This window comes from Streptomyces sp. NPDC090077, from assembly GCF_044747545.1.
Lineage (GTDB): Bacteria > Actinomycetota > Actinomycetes > Streptomycetales > Streptomycetaceae > Streptomyces.
The window spans coordinates 1-16445 of record NZ_JBIVEG010000028.1 but is presented as its reverse complement, the minus strand read 5'-3'; the positions used below and the strand labels follow the sequence as shown (position 1 = coordinate 16445).

12 protein-coding genes are annotated in these 16445 nt (G+C 75.4%); 6 read left to right on the top strand and 6 right to left on the bottom strand.

Annotated features, from left to right (window positions below; genetic code table 11):
- Positions 1 to 17: 17 nt before the first annotated feature.
- Positions 18 to 620, bottom strand: a complete 603-nt coding sequence (locus ACIPW5_RS32065; protein WP_401252513.1) for a TetR family transcriptional regulator C-terminal domain-containing protein — start codon at positions 618 to 620, stop codon at positions 18 to 20.
- A 131-nt stretch (positions 621 to 751) separates the two neighbouring features.
- On the opposite strand from ACIPW5_RS32065, the gene ACIPW5_RS32060 reads away from it, so the two are divergent.
- Both ACIPW5_RS32060 and ACIPW5_RS32055 read left to right on the top strand, forming a co-directional pair.
- Positions 752 to 2128, top strand: coding sequence for a purine-cytosine permease family protein (locus ACIPW5_RS32060; protein WP_401252511.1), 1377 nt, complete (start codon positions 752 to 754; stop codon positions 2126 to 2128).
- A 44-nt stretch (positions 2129 to 2172) separates the two neighbouring features.
- Positions 2173 to 3822 carry an amidohydrolase gene (locus tag ACIPW5_RS32055; RefSeq protein ID WP_401252508.1) on the top strand — a complete coding sequence of 550 codons (1650 nt, stop codon included), beginning with the start codon at positions 2173 to 2175 and terminating at the stop codon, positions 3820 to 3822.
- A gap of 11 nt (positions 3823 to 3833) precedes the next feature.
- Here the strand turns inward: ACIPW5_RS32055 and ACIPW5_RS32050 are convergent, their stop codons facing one another.
- Both ACIPW5_RS32050 and ACIPW5_RS32045 read right to left on the bottom strand, forming a co-directional pair.
- Positions 3834 to 5018 (bottom strand): AAA family ATPase, encoded by a 1185-nt coding sequence (locus ACIPW5_RS32050; protein WP_401252505.1) that lies wholly within the window; start codon positions 5016 to 5018, stop codon positions 3834 to 3836.
- Complete coding sequence (locus ACIPW5_RS32045) at positions 5015 to 6100, bottom strand: DUF3533 domain-containing protein (protein WP_401252502.1); 1086 nt, start codon at positions 6098 to 6100, stop codon at positions 5015 to 5017. The genes ACIPW5_RS32050 and ACIPW5_RS32045 overlap by 4 nt, the downstream gene beginning before the upstream one ends.
- Before the next feature lie 143 nt (positions 6101 to 6243).
- Between ACIPW5_RS32045 and ACIPW5_RS32040 the strand changes: the two genes are divergently transcribed.
- The 3 genes from ACIPW5_RS32040 (at position 6244) to ACIPW5_RS32030 (ending at position 12979) form a co-directional block, all read left to right on the top strand.
- On the top strand, positions 6244 to 9783 hold the full coding sequence (locus ACIPW5_RS32040; protein ID WP_401252499.1) for a DNA polymerase III subunit alpha: 3540 nt from the start codon (positions 6244 to 6246) through the stop codon (positions 9781 to 9783).
- Positions 9780 to 11117, top strand: coding sequence for a hypothetical protein (locus ACIPW5_RS32035; RefSeq protein WP_401252496.1), 1338 nt, complete (start codon positions 9780 to 9782; stop codon positions 11115 to 11117). The genes ACIPW5_RS32040 and ACIPW5_RS32035 overlap by 4 nt, the downstream gene beginning before the upstream one ends.
- 1001 nt (positions 11118 to 12118) lie before the next feature.
- Positions 12119 to 12979 (top strand): esterase/lipase family protein, encoded by an 861-nt coding sequence (locus tag ACIPW5_RS32030; protein WP_401252493.1) that lies wholly within the window; start codon positions 12119 to 12121, stop codon positions 12977 to 12979.
- A 37-nt stretch (positions 12980 to 13016) separates the two neighbouring features.
- Here the strand turns inward: ACIPW5_RS32030 and ACIPW5_RS32025 are convergent, their stop codons facing one another.
- The 3 genes from ACIPW5_RS32025 to ACIPW5_RS32015 all read right to left on the bottom strand — a co-directional run bounded on the left by ACIPW5_RS32025 (position 13017) and on the right by ACIPW5_RS32015 (position 15683).
- Complete coding sequence (locus tag ACIPW5_RS32025) at positions 13017 to 14087, bottom strand: lytic polysaccharide monooxygenase (protein ID WP_401252490.1); 1071 nt, start codon at positions 14085 to 14087, stop codon at positions 13017 to 13019.
- Positions 14088 to 14259: 172 nt separating this feature from the next.
- Positions 14260 to 14742, bottom strand: a complete 483-nt coding sequence (locus ACIPW5_RS32020; RefSeq protein ID WP_401252487.1) for a DUF402 domain-containing protein — start codon at positions 14740 to 14742, stop codon at positions 14260 to 14262.
- The gene (locus ACIPW5_RS32015) at positions 14739 to 15683 is read right to left on the bottom strand and encodes a GNAT family N-acetyltransferase (RefSeq protein ID WP_401252484.1); all 945 of its coding nucleotides are present in this window, start codon (positions 15681 to 15683) and stop codon (positions 14739 to 14741) included. The genes ACIPW5_RS32020 and ACIPW5_RS32015 overlap by 4 nt, the downstream gene beginning before the upstream one ends.
- 72 nt (positions 15684 to 15755) lie before the next feature.
- On the opposite strand from ACIPW5_RS32015, the gene ACIPW5_RS32010 reads away from it, so the two are divergent.
- Positions 15756 to 16145 (top strand): GntR family transcriptional regulator, encoded by a 390-nt coding sequence (locus ACIPW5_RS32010; RefSeq protein ID WP_401252481.1) that lies wholly within the window; start codon positions 15756 to 15758, stop codon positions 16143 to 16145.
- Positions 16146 to 16445: the final 300 nt, after the last annotated feature.

The following is a 16445-nucleotide window of genomic DNA, read 5'->3' as shown; positions in this document are numbered from 1 at the left end:
GGACCCCGTCCGGGGGCTCAGCGGTGCGCGACCAGCAGGGCCGCCGCGGAGCGCGCCCGCTCCAGGGCCCGGGCCCGGTCCGCGTCCCGCTGGCCCAGCACCACCCGGGTGCTCAGCCCGTCGAGCAGGGCGAGCAGCTCGGAGGCGCGGGCGGCCGTGTCGGTGGGGGCGAACCGGCCCTGTTCGACGCCCTTCGCCAGCAGGGCCCCCAGGTCGGCGTGCCAGCCCGCGTCGATCTCCTCCTGGGCGGCGCGCAGGTCCTCGTTGGACGGGGTACGGGCCCACAGCTCGATCCACAGGGTCCAGCGCGGGTCGCGCGGGCCCCGGGGCAGGTACAGCTCCAGGAAGAGCTCCAGCTTGCGGGCTGCCGTGACCCGGCGGCGCAGCAGGGCCGCGCGTTCGGCCGCCAGCTGCTCCTCGCTCCAGCGCAGCGCCTCCAGCAGCAGCCGGTCCTTGCTGCCGTAGTAGTACAGGATGTGGCCGCCGCTGGTGCCGAGGCGGTCGGCGAGCTTGGACATGGTCAGGGCCGCGAGCCCGTCCTCGGCGATCGCCGTCATGGCCTCTTCCAGCATCCGCTCCTGGGCGATCTGCCCGTCGCGCCGCCGTGCCGCTCCTGCCACCGCTGCCGCCTCCCGTTCTCCGTGGGCCGACCTTATCCCGGACAGGGTCTTGACGGGGGCCGGAGGCACCCCTCATCTTGAATGCCATTCAAGAACTTAGAACGCCATTCAAGATCAAGGGTGCGTGCACGATGAGTGACGAGATCTTCAGGGTCGAGACGCGCGGCATCGATCCGATCCCGGACAGCGAGCGGCACGGCAGTGCGCGCGACCTCTTCTGGCTCTGGTTCGGCTCCAACCTGACCTTCACCTACGTGATCAACGGAGCCCTGGCCGTCGCCTTCGGCCTCACCTTCTGGCAGGCCACCGCCGTGGTCGTGGTCAGCGGACTGTCCTTCTTCGCCATCAGCGCCGCCGGACTGTCCGGCATCCGCACCGGCACCGCCACCCTGGTCATCTCCCGCGCCGCCTTCGGCGTCCGGGGCAACCTCCCCGCCGGAGTCCTCAACTGGCTCGTCGGGATCGGCTACACCATCCTCAACACCGTCGTCGGCACCCTCGCCCTGGAGGTCTTCCTGGAGGACCTGGGCCTGCTCCACGGCACCCCGGCCCGCGCCGCCGCGCTCTTCACCACCCTGGCCCTGACGTTCGTCGTGGCCATGTGGGGCCACGCCACCGTCCAGTTCGCCGAACGCTGGATGGCCTACGTCCTCGCCGCCGGCTTCGCGGCCCTGCTCGCCTTCCTGCTCCCCGGCGCCGACACCTCCGCCCCCGCGACCGCCGTGCCCGGCGCCTCCGGCTGGAGCCTGGCCTTCGTGATCATGCTGGCGGCCCCCTTCTCGTACCTGCCGATGCCCGCCGACTACACCCGCTACCTGCCCCGCACCACCTCGCTGAAGTCGATCACCTGGTACGGGGCCCTCGGCGGCTTCCTCTCCTCCGTCGCCCTCGGCGTCGCGGGCGTCGCCGCCGCCACCCGGACCGACATGACCGACGCCGTCGCCGGCACCGAGAGCCTGCTGCCCGGCTGGTTCCAGCCGCTGTTCCTGGCCCTCGTCCTGGGCGGCTCCGTCACCAACTCGATCATCACCCTCTACTCGTCCAGCCTGAACCTCCAGGTCCTCGGCATCCCGTGGACCCGCGCCAAGGCCATCGTCGTCAGCGCCTCCATCACCGGTGCCGGCTCCCTCGCCGCGCTGTTCCTCACCGACTTCACGAGCGCGCTGACCTCCTTCCTCTCCCTCCTGATCATCGTCTTCGCCCCCTGGGGCGGTGTCTTCCTCGCCGACATGCTGCTGCGCCGCTGCCGCTACGACGCCCACGCCCTGCACACCACCGGCCCCGACGGCGCCTACTGGTACCGCTCCGGCTACCACCCGGCAGGCCTCGCCGCCCTCCTCGCCGGCATCGCCTTCGCCGCCCTGACCTGCGACTCCGAACTCTGGACCGGGCCGCTCGTGGCACCCCTCGGCGGAGCCGACCTCACCCTGCTCGGCGCGCTCGTCTCCGGCCTCGCCTACGCGGCCCTGTACCGCCGGACCCCCGCCGCCGTCCCGGCCGCCGCCTGACCCCGCCGCCCGGCCCCTCCCACCACCGCCACAGGAGCACCACCGTGAACCACCCCGCCGACCTGCTGCTCACCGGAGCCCGCATCCACACCGTGGACCCGGACCTGCCCGAAGCCGAGGCCCTCGCCGTCCGCGACGGCCGCATCGTGTGGATCGGCCCCGATCACGGGGCCGCCGCCTGGGCCGGGCCGGACACCGAGCGGATCGACGCCGCCGGGAAGCTGGTCCTGCCCGGGTTCATCGACGCCCACAACCACGTCCGGCTCGGCTCCGACGCCGACTGCGTCCAGCTGGCGGGGGTGCGCACCCTGGAGGGCATCCACGAGCGGATCCGGGCCTGGCGGGCCGGGCACCCCGGTGCCGAGTGGATCGAGGCCGAGGCCTTCGACTACTCCGCCATCCCGGGCGGCCGGATGCCCACCGCCGCCGACCTCGACCCGGTCACCGGGGACGTGCCGGCGATCGTGCTCTCGTACGACGTCCACACGGCCTGGCTGAACACGGCCGCCCTGCACCGCCTCGGCGTCACCCGCGACCGCACCGACCTGCCCTTCGGTACGGCCGCCACCGACCCGGAGACCGGCGAACCCACCGGCTTCGTCACGGACTTCGCCGTCAAGGGGCTCTCCCGCGCGGGCCACCGGGCGCTGCGCGAGCTCGGCGTGCCGTGGGCCTCGCCGGACCGGCAGTACGGGCGGCTCGCCAAGAGCCTCGACGACGCCATCGGCTTCGGCATCACCACCGTGGTCGAGCCGCAGAACTCCCTCGACGACCTCGAACTCTTCGAACGGGCACGGGAGGAGGGCCGGCTGCGCTCGCGGATCGTGGCGGCGCTGTTCCACCCGCGCGGCACCGGCGACGCCGACCTCGACGAGTTCGCCGGCGCGGCCCGCCGCTTCGCGGACGACCGGCTGCGGGTCGGCCCGCTCAAGCTGTACATCGACGACGTCGTGGAGCCGCGCACGGCCGCCCTGCTGGAGCCGTACACCGGCTGCGGGCACCACCGCGGGGAGACCTTCTACCCGGCGGAGGAGTTCGCGGAGCTGCTGGCGAAGCTGGACGCGAAGGGCTTCCAGTGCTTCGTGCACGCCACCGGCGACCGGGGGATCCGCACGGTCCTCGACGCGGTCGAGCACGCCCGGACGGTGAACGGCCCGCGCGACGCCCGCCACCAGGTGGTCCACGTGGAGTGCCTGGACCCCGAGGACGTGCCCCGCTTCGCGGAACTGGGCGTGGTCGCCTGCATGCAGCCGAGGCACTGCGCGCCCGAGATCGCCGGACCGGGCCAGGACTGGGCCGAGAACGTGGGCGAGGACCGCTGGCACAAGGCCTGGCCGATGCGGAGCCTGCACGGGGCGGGAGCGGTGCTGGCCTTCTCCAGCGACTGGAACGTCGCCGAGATGGACCCGATGATCGGCATCTACACCGCCGTCACCCGCCGCCCCCTGGGCGGCGGCGAAGCCTGGCGGCCGGAGGAGACGGTGGACGTGGAGACGGCGGTGTACGGCTACACGATGGGCTCCGCCCACGCCAACTTCCTGGAGCGGGAACGCGGTTCCCTCACGGTGGGCAAGGCGGCCGACTTCGTGGTGCTGTCCCGCGACATCCTGCGGATCGCCCCGGAGTCCATCCCGGGCACGGTGGCCGAGACGGTGGTGGTGGCGGGCGAGGTCGTCCACACCGCCACGGCCTGACCGTACGGGGCTCAGCGCCGGGGCCAGTACCAGAGGGGCTCGTCCAGCGGCCCCTCGCGGCCGGCCACCTCCGTACGGCCGAACTCCTTCACCAGGGTGATCGTCCGCAGGTTCACCCGGTGCCGCCGGGTGCCCGCGGCGAGGGCCCCGGCCAGTGGGGCCGAGTGGGTCACCACCACCGTCTGGGTCTCCCGGGCGGCCGTCAGCACCAGGTCCGCGAGCGGGGCCAGCAGGTCCGGGTGGAGGCTGGTCTCGGGCTCGTTGAGCACCATCAGCGAGGGCGGCCGGGGGGTCAGCAGGGCCGCGACCCAGAGCAGGTAGCGCAGGGTCCCGTCGGAGAGCTCCGCCGCGCCCAGCGGGCGCAGCAGCCCGTGCTGGTGCAGCTCCAGCTCGAAGCGGCCGTCCCGGGCGGCGACCGTGACCCGGCTGCCGGGGAAGGCCGCGTCGACCGCCCCGTCCAGCGCCGCTCCGTCGCCGGTCTCCCGGATCGTCTGGAGCGCGGCCGGCAGGTCCGAGCCGTCCGCGGCGAGCACCGGCGTACGGGTGCCGACGCGCGAGGTGCGGGCGGGGGCGTCGGCGTCGGTCCGGACGTGGTCGTAGAACCGCCAGGACCGGATCAGCTCGCGCAGGGTCAGCAGGTCGGGGGCCAGCTGCGGATCGGCGAGCTCGCCGAGCATGGAGTCGTAGGGGCGCAGCGCGTTCTGCGTGCGGTGCCAGCCGCCGTCCGCCGTGCGCGTCCGTACGGCGGGCCCCGCGCGGTCGCACAGCAGGGCGGCCGGGCGCAGTACGGGTCCGGCCCAGGTGCACTCGCGCTTGATCTCCGGGTCCAGGGAGAAGAGGGACTCGCGGTCGGGCACCGGGTGCCCGAAGTCCACCGCGTACCCCAGCTCGTCCCCGGCGAAGCCCAGGCGCAGGCTGACCGGCTCGCTGCGGACCGTCCCCTGGAGCGGGTGCAGCCCCTCGCGGACCGCCCGGCCGAGCTGCTCCGGACCCGCCCACAGGGTGGAGGCCAGCCCGCCCTCCCGGGCCAGTGCCGCGACCGCGCCGCCGCGCGCGGAGTCGGCGAGCAGGCGCAGCGAGCGGTAGAGGCTGGACTTGCCCATGCCGTTGGCCCCCGTCACCACGGTGAGGCGGTCGAGGGGGACGACCAGTTTGCGCAGCGAGCGGTAGTTCTCCACCGCCAGGGTGGTGATCACGTCCCGGTGGGGCGGGGCGCGGACGGGGCCTCCTCGGGGAGCCCGCTGCCCACCGCCGCTCCGGGGCGGCCGCGGCGCGCGACCGCGCAGGCCAGGGTGACCGCGGAGCCGGCCACCGCCCAGGCGGCGAGCACCAGCATCGGCCCGCCCGCGCCGTTGCCCTTGAAGTAGGCGAGGGAGCGCGCGGCGTACGTACCGGCGCCCGGCGGCAGGGCCGGGCCGATCGCCCGCCAGAACGGCGGCAGCAGCGGGTACGGGTAGGCGCCGCCGGCGCTCGGGTTGCCGAACACCACGACCAGCAGGATGGCCAGGCCGATGCCGACCACGCCCGCCACCCCCTGGAGGGCCAGGGTGAGTGCGCCGACGGCGAAGACGACCAGGGTGCCCAGCCCCCACAGGGCCCAGAGCGGGCCGGGCAGCGCGCCCAGCACCGGGCCGGCGATGACCGTGCCGAGCAGCCCGGCGGCGATCGAGTACAGGAGCAGCGCGCCGAGCCGGATGACCGCACGGTGGATGTTCGCGGGCCGGGCGCCGGCGCTGATGGCGAGGATCGCGGCGCACAGGTAGCCGCCGACGCACCAGCCGACGACCAGGTAGAACGCGCTCAGGCCGCGGCTGTCGCCCCGGTCGGCGGGGGCCACGTCGACGACCCGGACCGTGCGGCCCTGCGCCTTCTCGGCGAGGCCGACGACCTGTTCCAGGGCCTGGGAGAGCGAGGCCCCGGCGCCGCTCGCGACGAGCAGCCGGTCGGTGGTGCCGGCCGGGTCGACGACCAGGGCGCCGTCCACGTCCCGGTTCCGGACCTGCGCGAGCGCCGCCGCCTCGTCCTCGGCCACGCGCGGGTCGAGCGGGTCGCCGGGCAGGGCGTCGAGCCCCTTCGCGGTCCGTACGGCGACGGCTTCGGCGGGGGCGGCCACCGCGATCGGGATCTCGCTGGGCCGCGGGTGGTGGAAGGCCCCGATGTAGGAGGTGACGAAGGCCAGCTGGAGGGCCAGCACCCCGAGGACCAGCAGGGCCGCCCGGGCGGTCACGGCGTCCTTGATCTCGGCGAGGAAACCGCTGCTCTCGGTGGGGTGGGTCATGTGCCCACGCTCGGCGCGCGGGGGGCCGGGCGCAGCAGGGGAGCGCCGAATGGATGATCGAACAAGCGTTTCGCACGGACATTCGAATTACTCTATGGTGGAGAAGGGGGAGGTTGAAGGTCGAGCGAAGCAGGAGGCCGCGGGTGCCTGGTTTTACGCATCTGCACACCGTTTCGGGGTTCTCCGTGCGGTACGGGGCCTCCCACCCGGAGCGGCTGGCGGAACGAGCCGTCGAACGGGGCATGGACGCCCTCGCCCTCACCGACCGCGACACCCTCGCGGGCGCGGTGCGGTTCGCGAAGGCGGCCGCCGCGGCCGGGATCCGGCCGCTGTTCGGGGTGGACCTGCAGGTGTCCCCCGCGGAGGCGCCCGGCGGACCGGGCTCCGGCCGGGCGGGGCTGCCCGCGGGCGGCGGCCCGGCTCCGGGTGCGGGCGGCCCGGGCCCGGCCGGCGAGGCCTCGTACCGCAGGCGCACCCCCGTCCGGGGCGGGGCCTTCGTGGACGAGTCCGCCCCGCGCGCGCTCTTCCTGGCCCGGGACGGGGCCGCCGGCTGGGCGGAACTGTGCCGGATGGTCACCGCCGCCGCGGGGCAGGGGCTGGCGTGGGAGGCGCTGCGCGGCGAAGGGGTGTTCGTGCTGCTCGGGCCCGGGTCCGAGGTGGGGCGGGCGCTGGCCGCCGGACGCCCCGACCGGGCCGCGCGGCTGCTCGCGCCCTGGCGGGAGGTCTACGGCGACGCCCTGCGCCTGGAGGCCGTCCACCACGGCCGCACCGGCACCGGCCCCGGCTCGCTGCGGCTGGCCGCCCGTACCGTCGGCTTCGCCGCCGAACAGGGCGTCACGGCCGTGCTGACCAACGCCGTCCGGTACGCCGACCCCGGCCAGGGCCCCGTCGCCGACGTCCTCGACGCCGCCCGCCGGCTCGTCCCCCTCGGACCCCGCACCACCCTCGACGGCGGCGAGCGCTGGCTCAAGGGCCCCGCCGCCATGACCGAGGCCGCCGAACGGATCGCCGAGGCGGCCGGACTGCGCGCCGCCGACGCCCGCCGGCTGCTCGCACGGACCCGGGAGACCGCCGAGGCCTGCTCCGTGGACCCCGAGGACGACCTCGGCATCGGCTCCGTGCACTTCCCCGAGGCCCGCCTCGTCGGCGCCGGCCGCCGCACCGCCCAGCGGGTGCTCGCCTCCCGCGCCTCGGCCGGCATGGTGCTGCGCGGCTACGCCGGGCGGCGCGCCTACTGGGACCGGATGGAGGAGGAGCTCGACGTCATCGCCCACCACGGCTACGCCTCCTACTTCCTGACGGTCGCCCAGGTCGTGGACGACGTACGGGAGATGGGCATCCGGGTGGCCGCGCGCGGCTCCGGCGCGGGCTCCCTCGTCAACCACCTCCTCGGCATCGCGCACGCCGACCCCGTCGAGCACGGCCTGCTGATGGAGCGCTTCCTGTCCAAGCGCCGCCGCGTGCTGCCCGACATCGACATCGACGTGGAATCCGCCCGCCGGCTGGAGGTCTACCGCCGGATCATCGACCGCTTCGGCGCCGAGCGCGTCGCCACCGTCGCCATGCCCGAGACCTACCGGGTCCGCCACGCCATCCGCGACGTCGGCGCCGCCCTGTCCATGGACCCGGCCGCCGTCGACCGGCTCGCCAAGGCCTTCCCGCACATCCGGGCCCGTGACGCCCGCGCCGCCCTGGCCGAACTGCCCGAACTCCGCGACGTGCGCGAGGAGCGGGGGGAGGGGCACGAGCGGCTGTGGGACCTCGTCGAGGCGCTCGACGCGCTGCCGCGCGGGGTCGCCATGCACCCGTGCGGCGTGCTGCTCTCCGACGCCTCGCTGCTCGCCCGCACCCCGGTGGTCCCCACCAGCGGCGAGGTCCCCCTCGGCGCCGCGGGCCCGGGGAGCGCCCCCCTGCCCATGTCCCAGTTCGACAAGGAGGACGTGGAGGACCTCGGGCTGCTCAAACTCGACGTGCTGGGCGTCCGCATGCAGTCCGCGATGGCGCACGCGGTCACCGAGCTGCGCCGGGCCACGGGCCTCGACCTCGACCTCGACGACCCCGCGCAGGTCCCCCCGGACGACGGGCCGACGTACGAACTGATCCGCTCCGCCGAGACGCTGGGCTGCTTCCAGATCGAGTCCCCCGGACAGCGCGACCTGGTGGGCCGGCTCCAGCCGGCCGCCTTCCACGACCTGGTCGTCGACATCTCCCTCTTCCGGCCCGGACCGGTCGCCGCCGACATGGTGCGCCCCTTCATCGAGGCCCGGCACGGGCGGGCGCCCGTCCGCTTCCCGCACCCGGACCTGGCCGACGCGCTCCGCGAGACGTACGGGGTGGTCGTCTTCCACGAGCAGGTCATCGAGATCGTGCACGTCATGACCGGCTGCGGCCGCGCCGAGGCCGACCGGGTGCGGCGCGGGCTCTCCGACCCGGACTCCCAGGGCCGGATCAAGGCCTGGTTCGCGGCGACGGCCGCCGGGCGCGGCTACGCACCCGAGGTGGTCGCCCGGACCTGGGAGATCGTCGAGGCCTTCGGCAGCTACGGCTTCTGCAAGGCGCACGCCGTGGCCTTCGCCGTGCCCACCTACCAGTCGGCGTGGCTCAAGGCCCACCACCCGGCGGCCTTCTACGCCGGGCTGCTCACCCACGACCCCGGGATGTACCCGAAGCGGCTGCTGCTGGCGGACGCCCGGCGGCGGGGCGTGCCGGTGCTGCCGCTGGACGTGAACCGCTCGGCGGTCGCCCACCGCATCGAACTGGTGTCCGATGATCCGGCGCGCTGGGGGCTCCGGCTCGCCCTGTCCGACGTCCACGGCATCACCGGGGCCGAGGCCCGCCGGATCGAGGCCGGCCAGCCGTACGCCTCCCTGCGCGACTTCTGGGACCGTGCCCGCCCCGGCCGCCCGGTCGCCGAACGACTGGCCCAGGTCGGGGCGTTGGACGCGTTCGGCGCCAACCGCCGCGACCTGCTGCTGCACCTGGCGGAACTGCACGGCGCCCAGCGCGCCGCCGGCGCCGGGGGCGCGGCGCAACTGCCCCTCGGCGGCGGCCGGTCCACCGCCCCCGTCGGGCTGCCCGACCTGACCGACGCCGAACGGCTCAGCGCCGAACTCGGCGTCCTCGGCATGGACGCCTCCCGCCACCTGATGGAGGACCACCACGCCTTCCTCGCCGAGCTGGGCGTGACCCCGGCCGCCCGCCTGCGGGACACCGGGCACGGGCGGACCGTCCTCGTCGCGGGCGCCAAGGCGGCCACCCAGACCCCGCCGGTCCGCTCCGGCCGCCGCGTCGTCTTCACCACCCTCGACGACGGCACCGGCCTGGTCGACCTGGCCTTCTTCGACGACAGCCAGGAGGCCTGCGCGCACACCGTCTTCCACTCCTTCCTGCTGCTCGTACGGGGAGTCGTGCAGCGGCGCGGCCCGCAGAGCCTGAGCGTGGTCGGGGCCGCCGCCTGGAACCTCGCCGAGCTGGCCGAACTGCGCGGGCGCAGCGGCCTGGAGGCGGTCACCGCCCGGCTCGCCGAACCCCTCGCCGGGGACGGCACCGCCACCGGCACCGCCCGCCGCATCCACCTGCCCACCGGCTACGAGATGAACCCCTGGGCCGACCTCCAGCCGCCCGGGGAGCGCGCCGCCACCGGCCGCAAGCTGTGGCACTCCAGCCCGGGGAGCGCGGGATGAGCACCGCCGGGACCACCGTCGCCGCTGCCTCCGCCCGCGCCTCCGCCGCCGGGGTGCTGCACGTCCGCTGCGCCCCCGCCCTGCCCGGGGAGGGCTACCGCGAGGTGCTGGAGCTGCTCCGCGAGTTCTCCCCGCTGGTCCAGGCCCTGCCGCCGCGCGCCGCGCTGGTCCAGGTCCGGGGCGCCCAGCGGTACTTCGGCGCGGACCCCGCCCGCATCGCCGAGGTGGTCCGGCTGCGCGCGGTGGCCCGGCTGGGCACGGACGTCCGGATCGGGGTCGCCGCCACCTGGGCGGTGGCCGCCATGGCCTCCGCCCGGATCCCCGGACCCGGCGGGGTCCTGGCCGTGCCCGAGGGGGCGGTGGCCGGCTTCCTGGACGGCCTCCCGGTGGAGGAGCTGTACGGGCTCGGCCCCCGGCAGGCCGAGGCGCTGCGCCGGTACGGGCTGCACACCGTCGGGGCGCTCACCCACGTCCCGCCCGGGGTCGTCGAGCGGATCCTCGGCAAAGGGGCCGGCCGGCTCGCGGCCGAGCGGGCCCGCGGGATCGACCCGCGCCCGGTCACCCCGCGCGAGCTGCCCCCCTCGGCCGCCGTCCGGACCGGGTTCACCCGCCAGGAGCTGGACGGCCCGCACGCCCGGGCCGAGCTGCTCGGCCTCGTGGTCCGGCTCGGCGCCACCCTGCGCGGACGCCGCCAGGCCGCCCGGTCCCTGTCCCTGACCCTCCGGTTCGCGGGCGGCACCCGGTGGGAGCGGTCCCGGCGGCTGGCGGAGCCCTCCGCCCACGACGAGGACCTGCGCACCCTCGCGTACCGCCTGATGGACGCGGCCGGCCTGCAACGGGCCCGGCTGACCGGGATGGTGCTGCGCGCGGAGGACCTCACGGGCGCGGAGGGCGTGGCCCGCCAGCTGACCCTGGACCCGGTCCGCGAGTCCCGCCTGACGGTGGAGGCCGCCATCGACCGCGCCAACGCCCGGTTCGGCCCCGGCACGGTCCGCCCAGCGTCGGTGGCGGGCCCGGTCAGGGGCTCAGATCCCGTCCAGCATCAGCCGGGCCGTCTCCGCGCGCAGCGGGGTGGTCTGGGCCTGGATCAGGTGGAACTGGGCCTCGCGGGAGAGCCGGCCGGCGGTGTGCCCGTACTGGATCGCCCGGCCGCCCGCCACCGCCACGCAGGTCGCCGCCGCCCGGACGGCCAGGTCCAGGGCGGCGGCCCGGAGGGTGAGGCGGTCCGCGGTGCGCTCCCCGCGCGGGACCTCGTCGCGCAGGGCGTAGGCCTCGGCACGCAGCCGGGCGGTGCGCTCGGCCAGGCGCAGGCCGAGGTCCTCGTAGGGGGGTGACTGGAGGAGGAAGCCGGCGGTGGCGCGCAGCTGGCCGAAGACGGCGGGCTGCGCGTCGGCGTTCTCCAGGTCGTAGGCCCGGATCCACTCCGCCCTCGGCAGCACCCCGACCACCCGGTCGTCGGGCACGCGGACGTCGCGCAGCTCGACGGTGGCGGTGTGCGTCCCGCCCATCGCCCACAGCGGGGCCCCGGCGGCGGAGCCCAGGCCGGCGTCGGTGCGGTCGACCAGGGCGAGGACCGCCTCGTCGGCCGGGCCGACGGCGCCGGCGAACACGGTGTCGGCCAGGTCCCAGCCCGTCACCCACGGCATCCGCCCGTCGAGCCGCCAGCCGCCCGGGACCCGCCGGGCGGTGACGGGCGGGCGCGGATGGCGCAGGAACGCGAAGCCGGCGGTGGCGCGCGTCTTCCCGGAGGCCAGGTCCGGCAGCCGGCTCTGGCGCAGGGCGTCCCCCGCCGGGCCGGAGGCCTGGTGCAGGGCCTTGGCCAGCGGGACGTGCTGGGTCCACACGAACCAGGTCGACGGGTCCACCGCGGCCAGTACCTCGTGCACCTCCCGGAACACCCGGCGCTCCGTCAGCCCGTCGGCCGGGTCCGGTTCGTATCCGATCAGCGCGTACGCGCCGGCGGCGGCGAGCGCGTCCAGGTGCGTACGCGGCACCCCGCTGACGGCGGTCCGCTCCGCCTCCGGCGCCAGGACGCGTACGGCGGCCTCCGTGACGGCGGCGACCAGCGGGTCGGCGGCCAGTTCGGGTGGGGTGGCCAGGGCGGTGCCGGCTCCGGGGGCCCTCTGCATGGCGGGCGCTCACCTCAAGTCCGTGGTCAGGGGCGTCCATTGTTCCCGAGCGGCACTGGAGCTGGGCTCGACACACCAGTTTTTACCGACGCGTAACTTCCAAGTTTTGCTACTGGACCGTAATTTAGCCACAGCAGCCCCCCATGTGATCCGGATCACGGGACGAACCCCCACGCATTCCCCTTGACCCGCAAGGAGATCACACGATGCTGCCCTGGAGACGCCTGCTCCGCCCGCTGGCCGTCCTCGCCCTCACCGCAGCCGCCCTCGTCGCCCCCACCGGCGCCGCCCAGGCCGCGTCAGCCCCCAGCAGCGGCTGGAACAACTGGTCCTGCAAACCGTCCGCCGCCCATCCCCGCCCCGTCGTCCTGGTCCACGGCACCTTCGGGAACTCCGTCGACAACTGGCTGGGCTTCGCCCCCTACCTGGTCCACCGCGGCTACTGCGTCTACTCCCTCGACTACGGCCAGCTGCCCGGCGTGCCCTTCTTCAACGGGCTCGGGCCCATCGACAAGTCCGCCGGCCAGCTCGACGCCTTCGTCGACCGGGTCCTCGCCTCCACCGGCGCCGCGAAGGCCGACCTGGTCGGCCACTCCCAGGGCGGCATGATGCCCCGCTACTACCTCAAGTTCCTCGGCGGCGCCGCCAAGGTCAACGCCCTGGTCGGACTGGCCCCCGACAACCACGGCACCACCCTGAACGGACTCACCCAGCTGCTCCCGTACTTCCCCGGGGCCGAGGACCTGATCAGCACCGCCACCCCGGGACTCGCCGACCAGATCGCGGGCTCCGCCTTCCAGCAGAAGCTGAACGCGGGCGGCGACACCGTCCCCGGGGTGAAGTACACGGTCATCGCCACCAAGTACGACGAGGTGGTCACCCCCTACCGGAGCGCCTTCCTCGACGGGCCGGACGTACGCAACGTCGTACTCCAGGACCTGTGCCCGCTCGACCTCTCGGAGCACGTGGCCATCGGCCTGACCGACCGGATCGCCTGGCACGAGGCGCTCAACGCCCTCGACCCGGCCCACGCCGAACGGACCACCTGCGCCTCGGTCTTCGACTGAGACCCGGGGCGCGGGCGGTCCGCCCGGTACCCGTCCGCTAGCGGCCGTGCCGGCCTGCCGTCACCGCCCGGCGGCGGGCCAGCGCGAACAGCACGGCCGCACCGGCGGCCAGCACCCCGGCCCCCGCGACCGCGATCACCGGGGTCGCGGAGCTGCCGCCGGTCGCCGCGAGGTCCCCGCCGGTGCCGGCGCCCGTGTCGGCACCGGCCGGCGAGGGCGCGGCGGACTCCCGGCCCGGGGCCGACGGGGCGGCGGCGATCGGGGAGGCACCCGCGCCGTTCGTCTTCGGGTCGTTGTCGCCGTGCCCGTTGTGCTCGATCGTCGACTTGCCCGAGCCGTCGGAGATCTGCTGGTCCGTCGGCGCCTTGGGCGGCTCCACGGGCTTGGCGGAGGAACCGGCGGACGGCTTCGCGCTCGGGGCGGTCCCCGCACCGGGCACCGTGCCGCTGCCCCCACTGCCCCCGCCGTCCTTGCCGAAGACCACGTCCGAGCAGGTGTAGAACGCCTCCGGGCTGTCCGAGCGCTGCCAGACGCTGTAGATCAGGTGGCGGCCGGTCTTCTTCGGGACGGTGCCGCTGAAGACGTAGTCACCGTTCTGCATGCCCGGGTCGGTGGCCTTCGCGAACGGCGCGGGCTCCAGGTCGGACCACTTCAGCGGCTTCGACGGGTCGTAGCCGTCCTTCGTCACGTACAGCTCGAAGGAACCCCTGTGCGGAGCGGTCCCCTTGTAGCGGAAGGTGTGCGCCCCGGCCGTCATCGGGGAGGCCGGCCAGTCGGCGCGGGCCAGGTCCAGCCCCTTGTACTTGGCGTTGCCCGCCGAGCACAGCTGCCCGTCCGGGATCAGCGCCTTGTGCTGACCGGCCGCGTTGGCGATGTTCACCCCGTTCCAGTCGTAGAACGCCTGCGTCCCGGCCGCCGCGACGGCCGCCTTGCACGCCGCCGACTTCGGGGCCTCGGGACCCTCCGCGTAGCACGCCGCCACCCGGCTGACCGGGTCCGTCATCGAACCGTGGGCGGCCGCCGGCCCGGCGGCGTACGCGGCCGCGGCGAGCGGGGCGAGACCGGCGGCGGCGATGCGGACGGCGGTACGGGCACGGCGTGCGGACATGGGTGGATCTCCTTCGGGCGCAAGGCGGGGAAGCGCCGGCGGAACGGGCCGGGTGGCCCTCCGTGGCCCCGCCAAGCTAGCCCGCGGGCACGCCCGTTCGGCCCCGATGGCGGCCCGGGAAGAGATCCTTAGGATCCGCTTAAGGAAGGCCTAAGCGGGCCGACAGGAACGCCTACGGGAGGAGCGCGGCGAGCCCCTCCGGCGTGCGCGCCCGCTCCTCCAGCCAGTCCAGCGCCCGGACGGCGCGCGCCGCCGCCTCCGGGTCGCTCGCGGCCAGCCCGCTCTCCGCGAACTCGTCCTCGTCCAGCCGCAGGACCGAGGTCCCGTCCGCCGACACCCACAGGTCGAGGTCCAGGTCGTCGACCGTGATCTCGCCCCCGCGGACCACGGCGGGGCGCGTCACGTCGCAGTACCAGCCCTTGAGGACGCCGTCCCCGGTCCGCACCTCCTTGACCGCGTACCACCGCGTCCGCCAGAAGTGCTCCGTGAACACGTCGCCGGGCTCGAAGCGGACGAACCCGAAGTCCTTCACCCCCTCGGCCGCCCAGGGGGCGCGCACCGAGATCCGGTCCCCGTCGTCGGCCACCTGGTCCGCCGGGTAACTGATCTTGGTGCGGCCGGCCTTGGTGAGGGTCACGGTCCAGGACACGGTCATCGGGTGGCTCCAGGCTTCTTCGCGAAGCGCGTCTCGGTCGCGCAGATCTCGTACCCGAACCACGCGTTGACCGCGAGCATCGGGTCGTTCCCGGCGTCGTTGCCGGTGAAGGCCTCGGTGTACCCGGCCGCGCGGGCCCGGTGCAGCGAATCGGTCTTGGCGAGCTTGGCCAGCCCGCGGCCCCGGAAGGCGCGCAGGGTGCCGGTCATCGCCGAGCCGTAGCGGGTCGCGCCGTCCGTCCGCGCCGCGGTGAAGGCCGCCACGGCCCCGTCGACGAGGACGACCGTCGTCAGCTCGTGGTCCAGGGTCGGCTGTCGCCACACGGTGTCCAGCCAGTCCTGGTAGTCGTCCAGCTCCACCGGCACGTCGCCGGGCTCGTCCGCCGTCACCTCGGCGTCGGCCTCGTACAGCGGGCGCGGGTCGGCGGCGAACGCCGACCCGGGCCGCAGCTCCACCCCGGCCGGCAGCTCCCGGGGGAGCGGCGGCAGGGTGCCCGCCGCCAGGTCCAGCCGCAGGAAGTGCGCGGAACGGCTGGGGCGGTAGCCGCGCCGCTCGGCGAAGGCCCGGTGCGCCGGCTCGTCCAGCACCCACACGTACGTCTCCGCCGCGCCCCGCGCCGCGAGGTGCTCCTCGGCGGTGCGCAGCAGCGCGGTCCCGGCCCCCAGGCCCCGATGGGCCGGGTCGACGTAGACGTTCGCGAAGGACAGGCCCGGCTGCGGGCTGTCGTACGCGAAACCGGCCTCCGCGGTACCGACGGTACGCCCGTCGGAGGTCTCGGCGAGGAGTAGGAGGTACTGCTTCCCGGCCGCGGCGGAGGTGAGTTCGTGGGTGACGCCCGCCGTGGTGCCGATCATGAAGGGGAGCGCAGCACGGCGGATCCGTACGACGGCCTCGGCGGCCGGCAGGTCCTCGGGGAGGACCTCGCGGATGTGGATGGTCATGGGTCGGACGTTACGGTCGGAGATCCCTGCGGCGCCTGCGAATTACGGGCCGGATGGGGGAGAATCGGCCGCGTGACCTCGACCAACCTCAGGATCAGGATCGACGGCTCGGCCGGCTCGGCCGCCCCGTACGAACAGCTGCGCGCGCAGATCGCGGACCGGGCCCGGTCGGGAGCGCTGCCGGCGGGCTACAAGCTGCCGACCGTGCGGGGGCTGGCGGAGGACCTGGGGCTGGCCGCGAACACCGTCGCGAAGGCGTACCGGGCGCTGGAGGCCGACGGGCTGATCGAGACGCGGGGCCGGAACGGGACGTTCGTCGCGGCGGCGGAGGGCTCCTCGCGCGAGGCGGCCGCGGCCGCGCAGGCCTTCGCGGAGCGGGCCCACCGGTTGGGGCTCACGGAGGCGGAAGCCGTCTCGGCTGCCGCCGAAGCCCTCCGCGCCCGCTACGGAGGCTCCTCCTGACGCGCTGCTTGCGCGGTGCGGCCGCGGGCGGCCTTACCGGCTTCGCGCCGCTGCGCCGGACTCCGTCCGGCGGCCTGCCGGGCGGGGCCGGTTCGGGTGGCTGGTGCCGGTGGGCGGGTGCGGGTGAGTGGGCCGCTGCGCGGGGCTGGGGTCCCCTACCCGCCCTTCCACCGTTCCCCGGGCTTCGCCCGGACCCATACGGCGCTACCGCGCCCGCGCCTCAAACGCCGGCGGGGCTGGAAGTGCGCTGCGCGCACTCCAGCCCCCGCCGGGCCATGCCGCCGGGCCGGGGGGTGGGGC

Bases quoted from the DNA above. Each gene is read 5' to 3' on its own strand.
- ACIPW5_RS32035 (WP_401252496.1), top strand. From the start codon at position 9,780: ATGAGCACCGCCGGGACCACCGTCGCCGCTGCCTCCGCCCGCGCCTCC.
- ACIPW5_RS32060 (WP_401252511.1), top strand. From the start codon at position 752: ATGAGTGACGAGATCTTCAGGGTCGAGACGCGCGGCATCGATCCGATC.
- ACIPW5_RS32045 (WP_401252502.1), bottom strand. From the start codon at position 6,100: ATGACCCACCCCACCGAGAGCAGCGGTTTCCTCGCCGAGATCAAGGAC.
- ACIPW5_RS32030 (WP_401252493.1), top strand. From the start codon at position 12,119: ATGCTGCCCTGGAGACGCCTGCTCCGCCCGCTGGCCGTCCTCGCCCTC.
- ACIPW5_RS32020 (WP_401252487.1), bottom strand. From the start codon at position 14,742: ATGACCGTGTCCTGGACCGTGACCCTCACCAAGGCCGGCCGCACCAAG.
- ACIPW5_RS32015 (WP_401252484.1), bottom strand. From the start codon at position 15,683: ATGACCATCCACATCCGCGAGGTCCTCCCCGAGGACCTGCCGGCCGCC.
- ACIPW5_RS32025 (WP_401252490.1), bottom strand. From the start codon at position 14,087: ATGTCCGCACGCCGTGCCCGTACCGCCGTCCGCATCGCCGCCGCCGGT.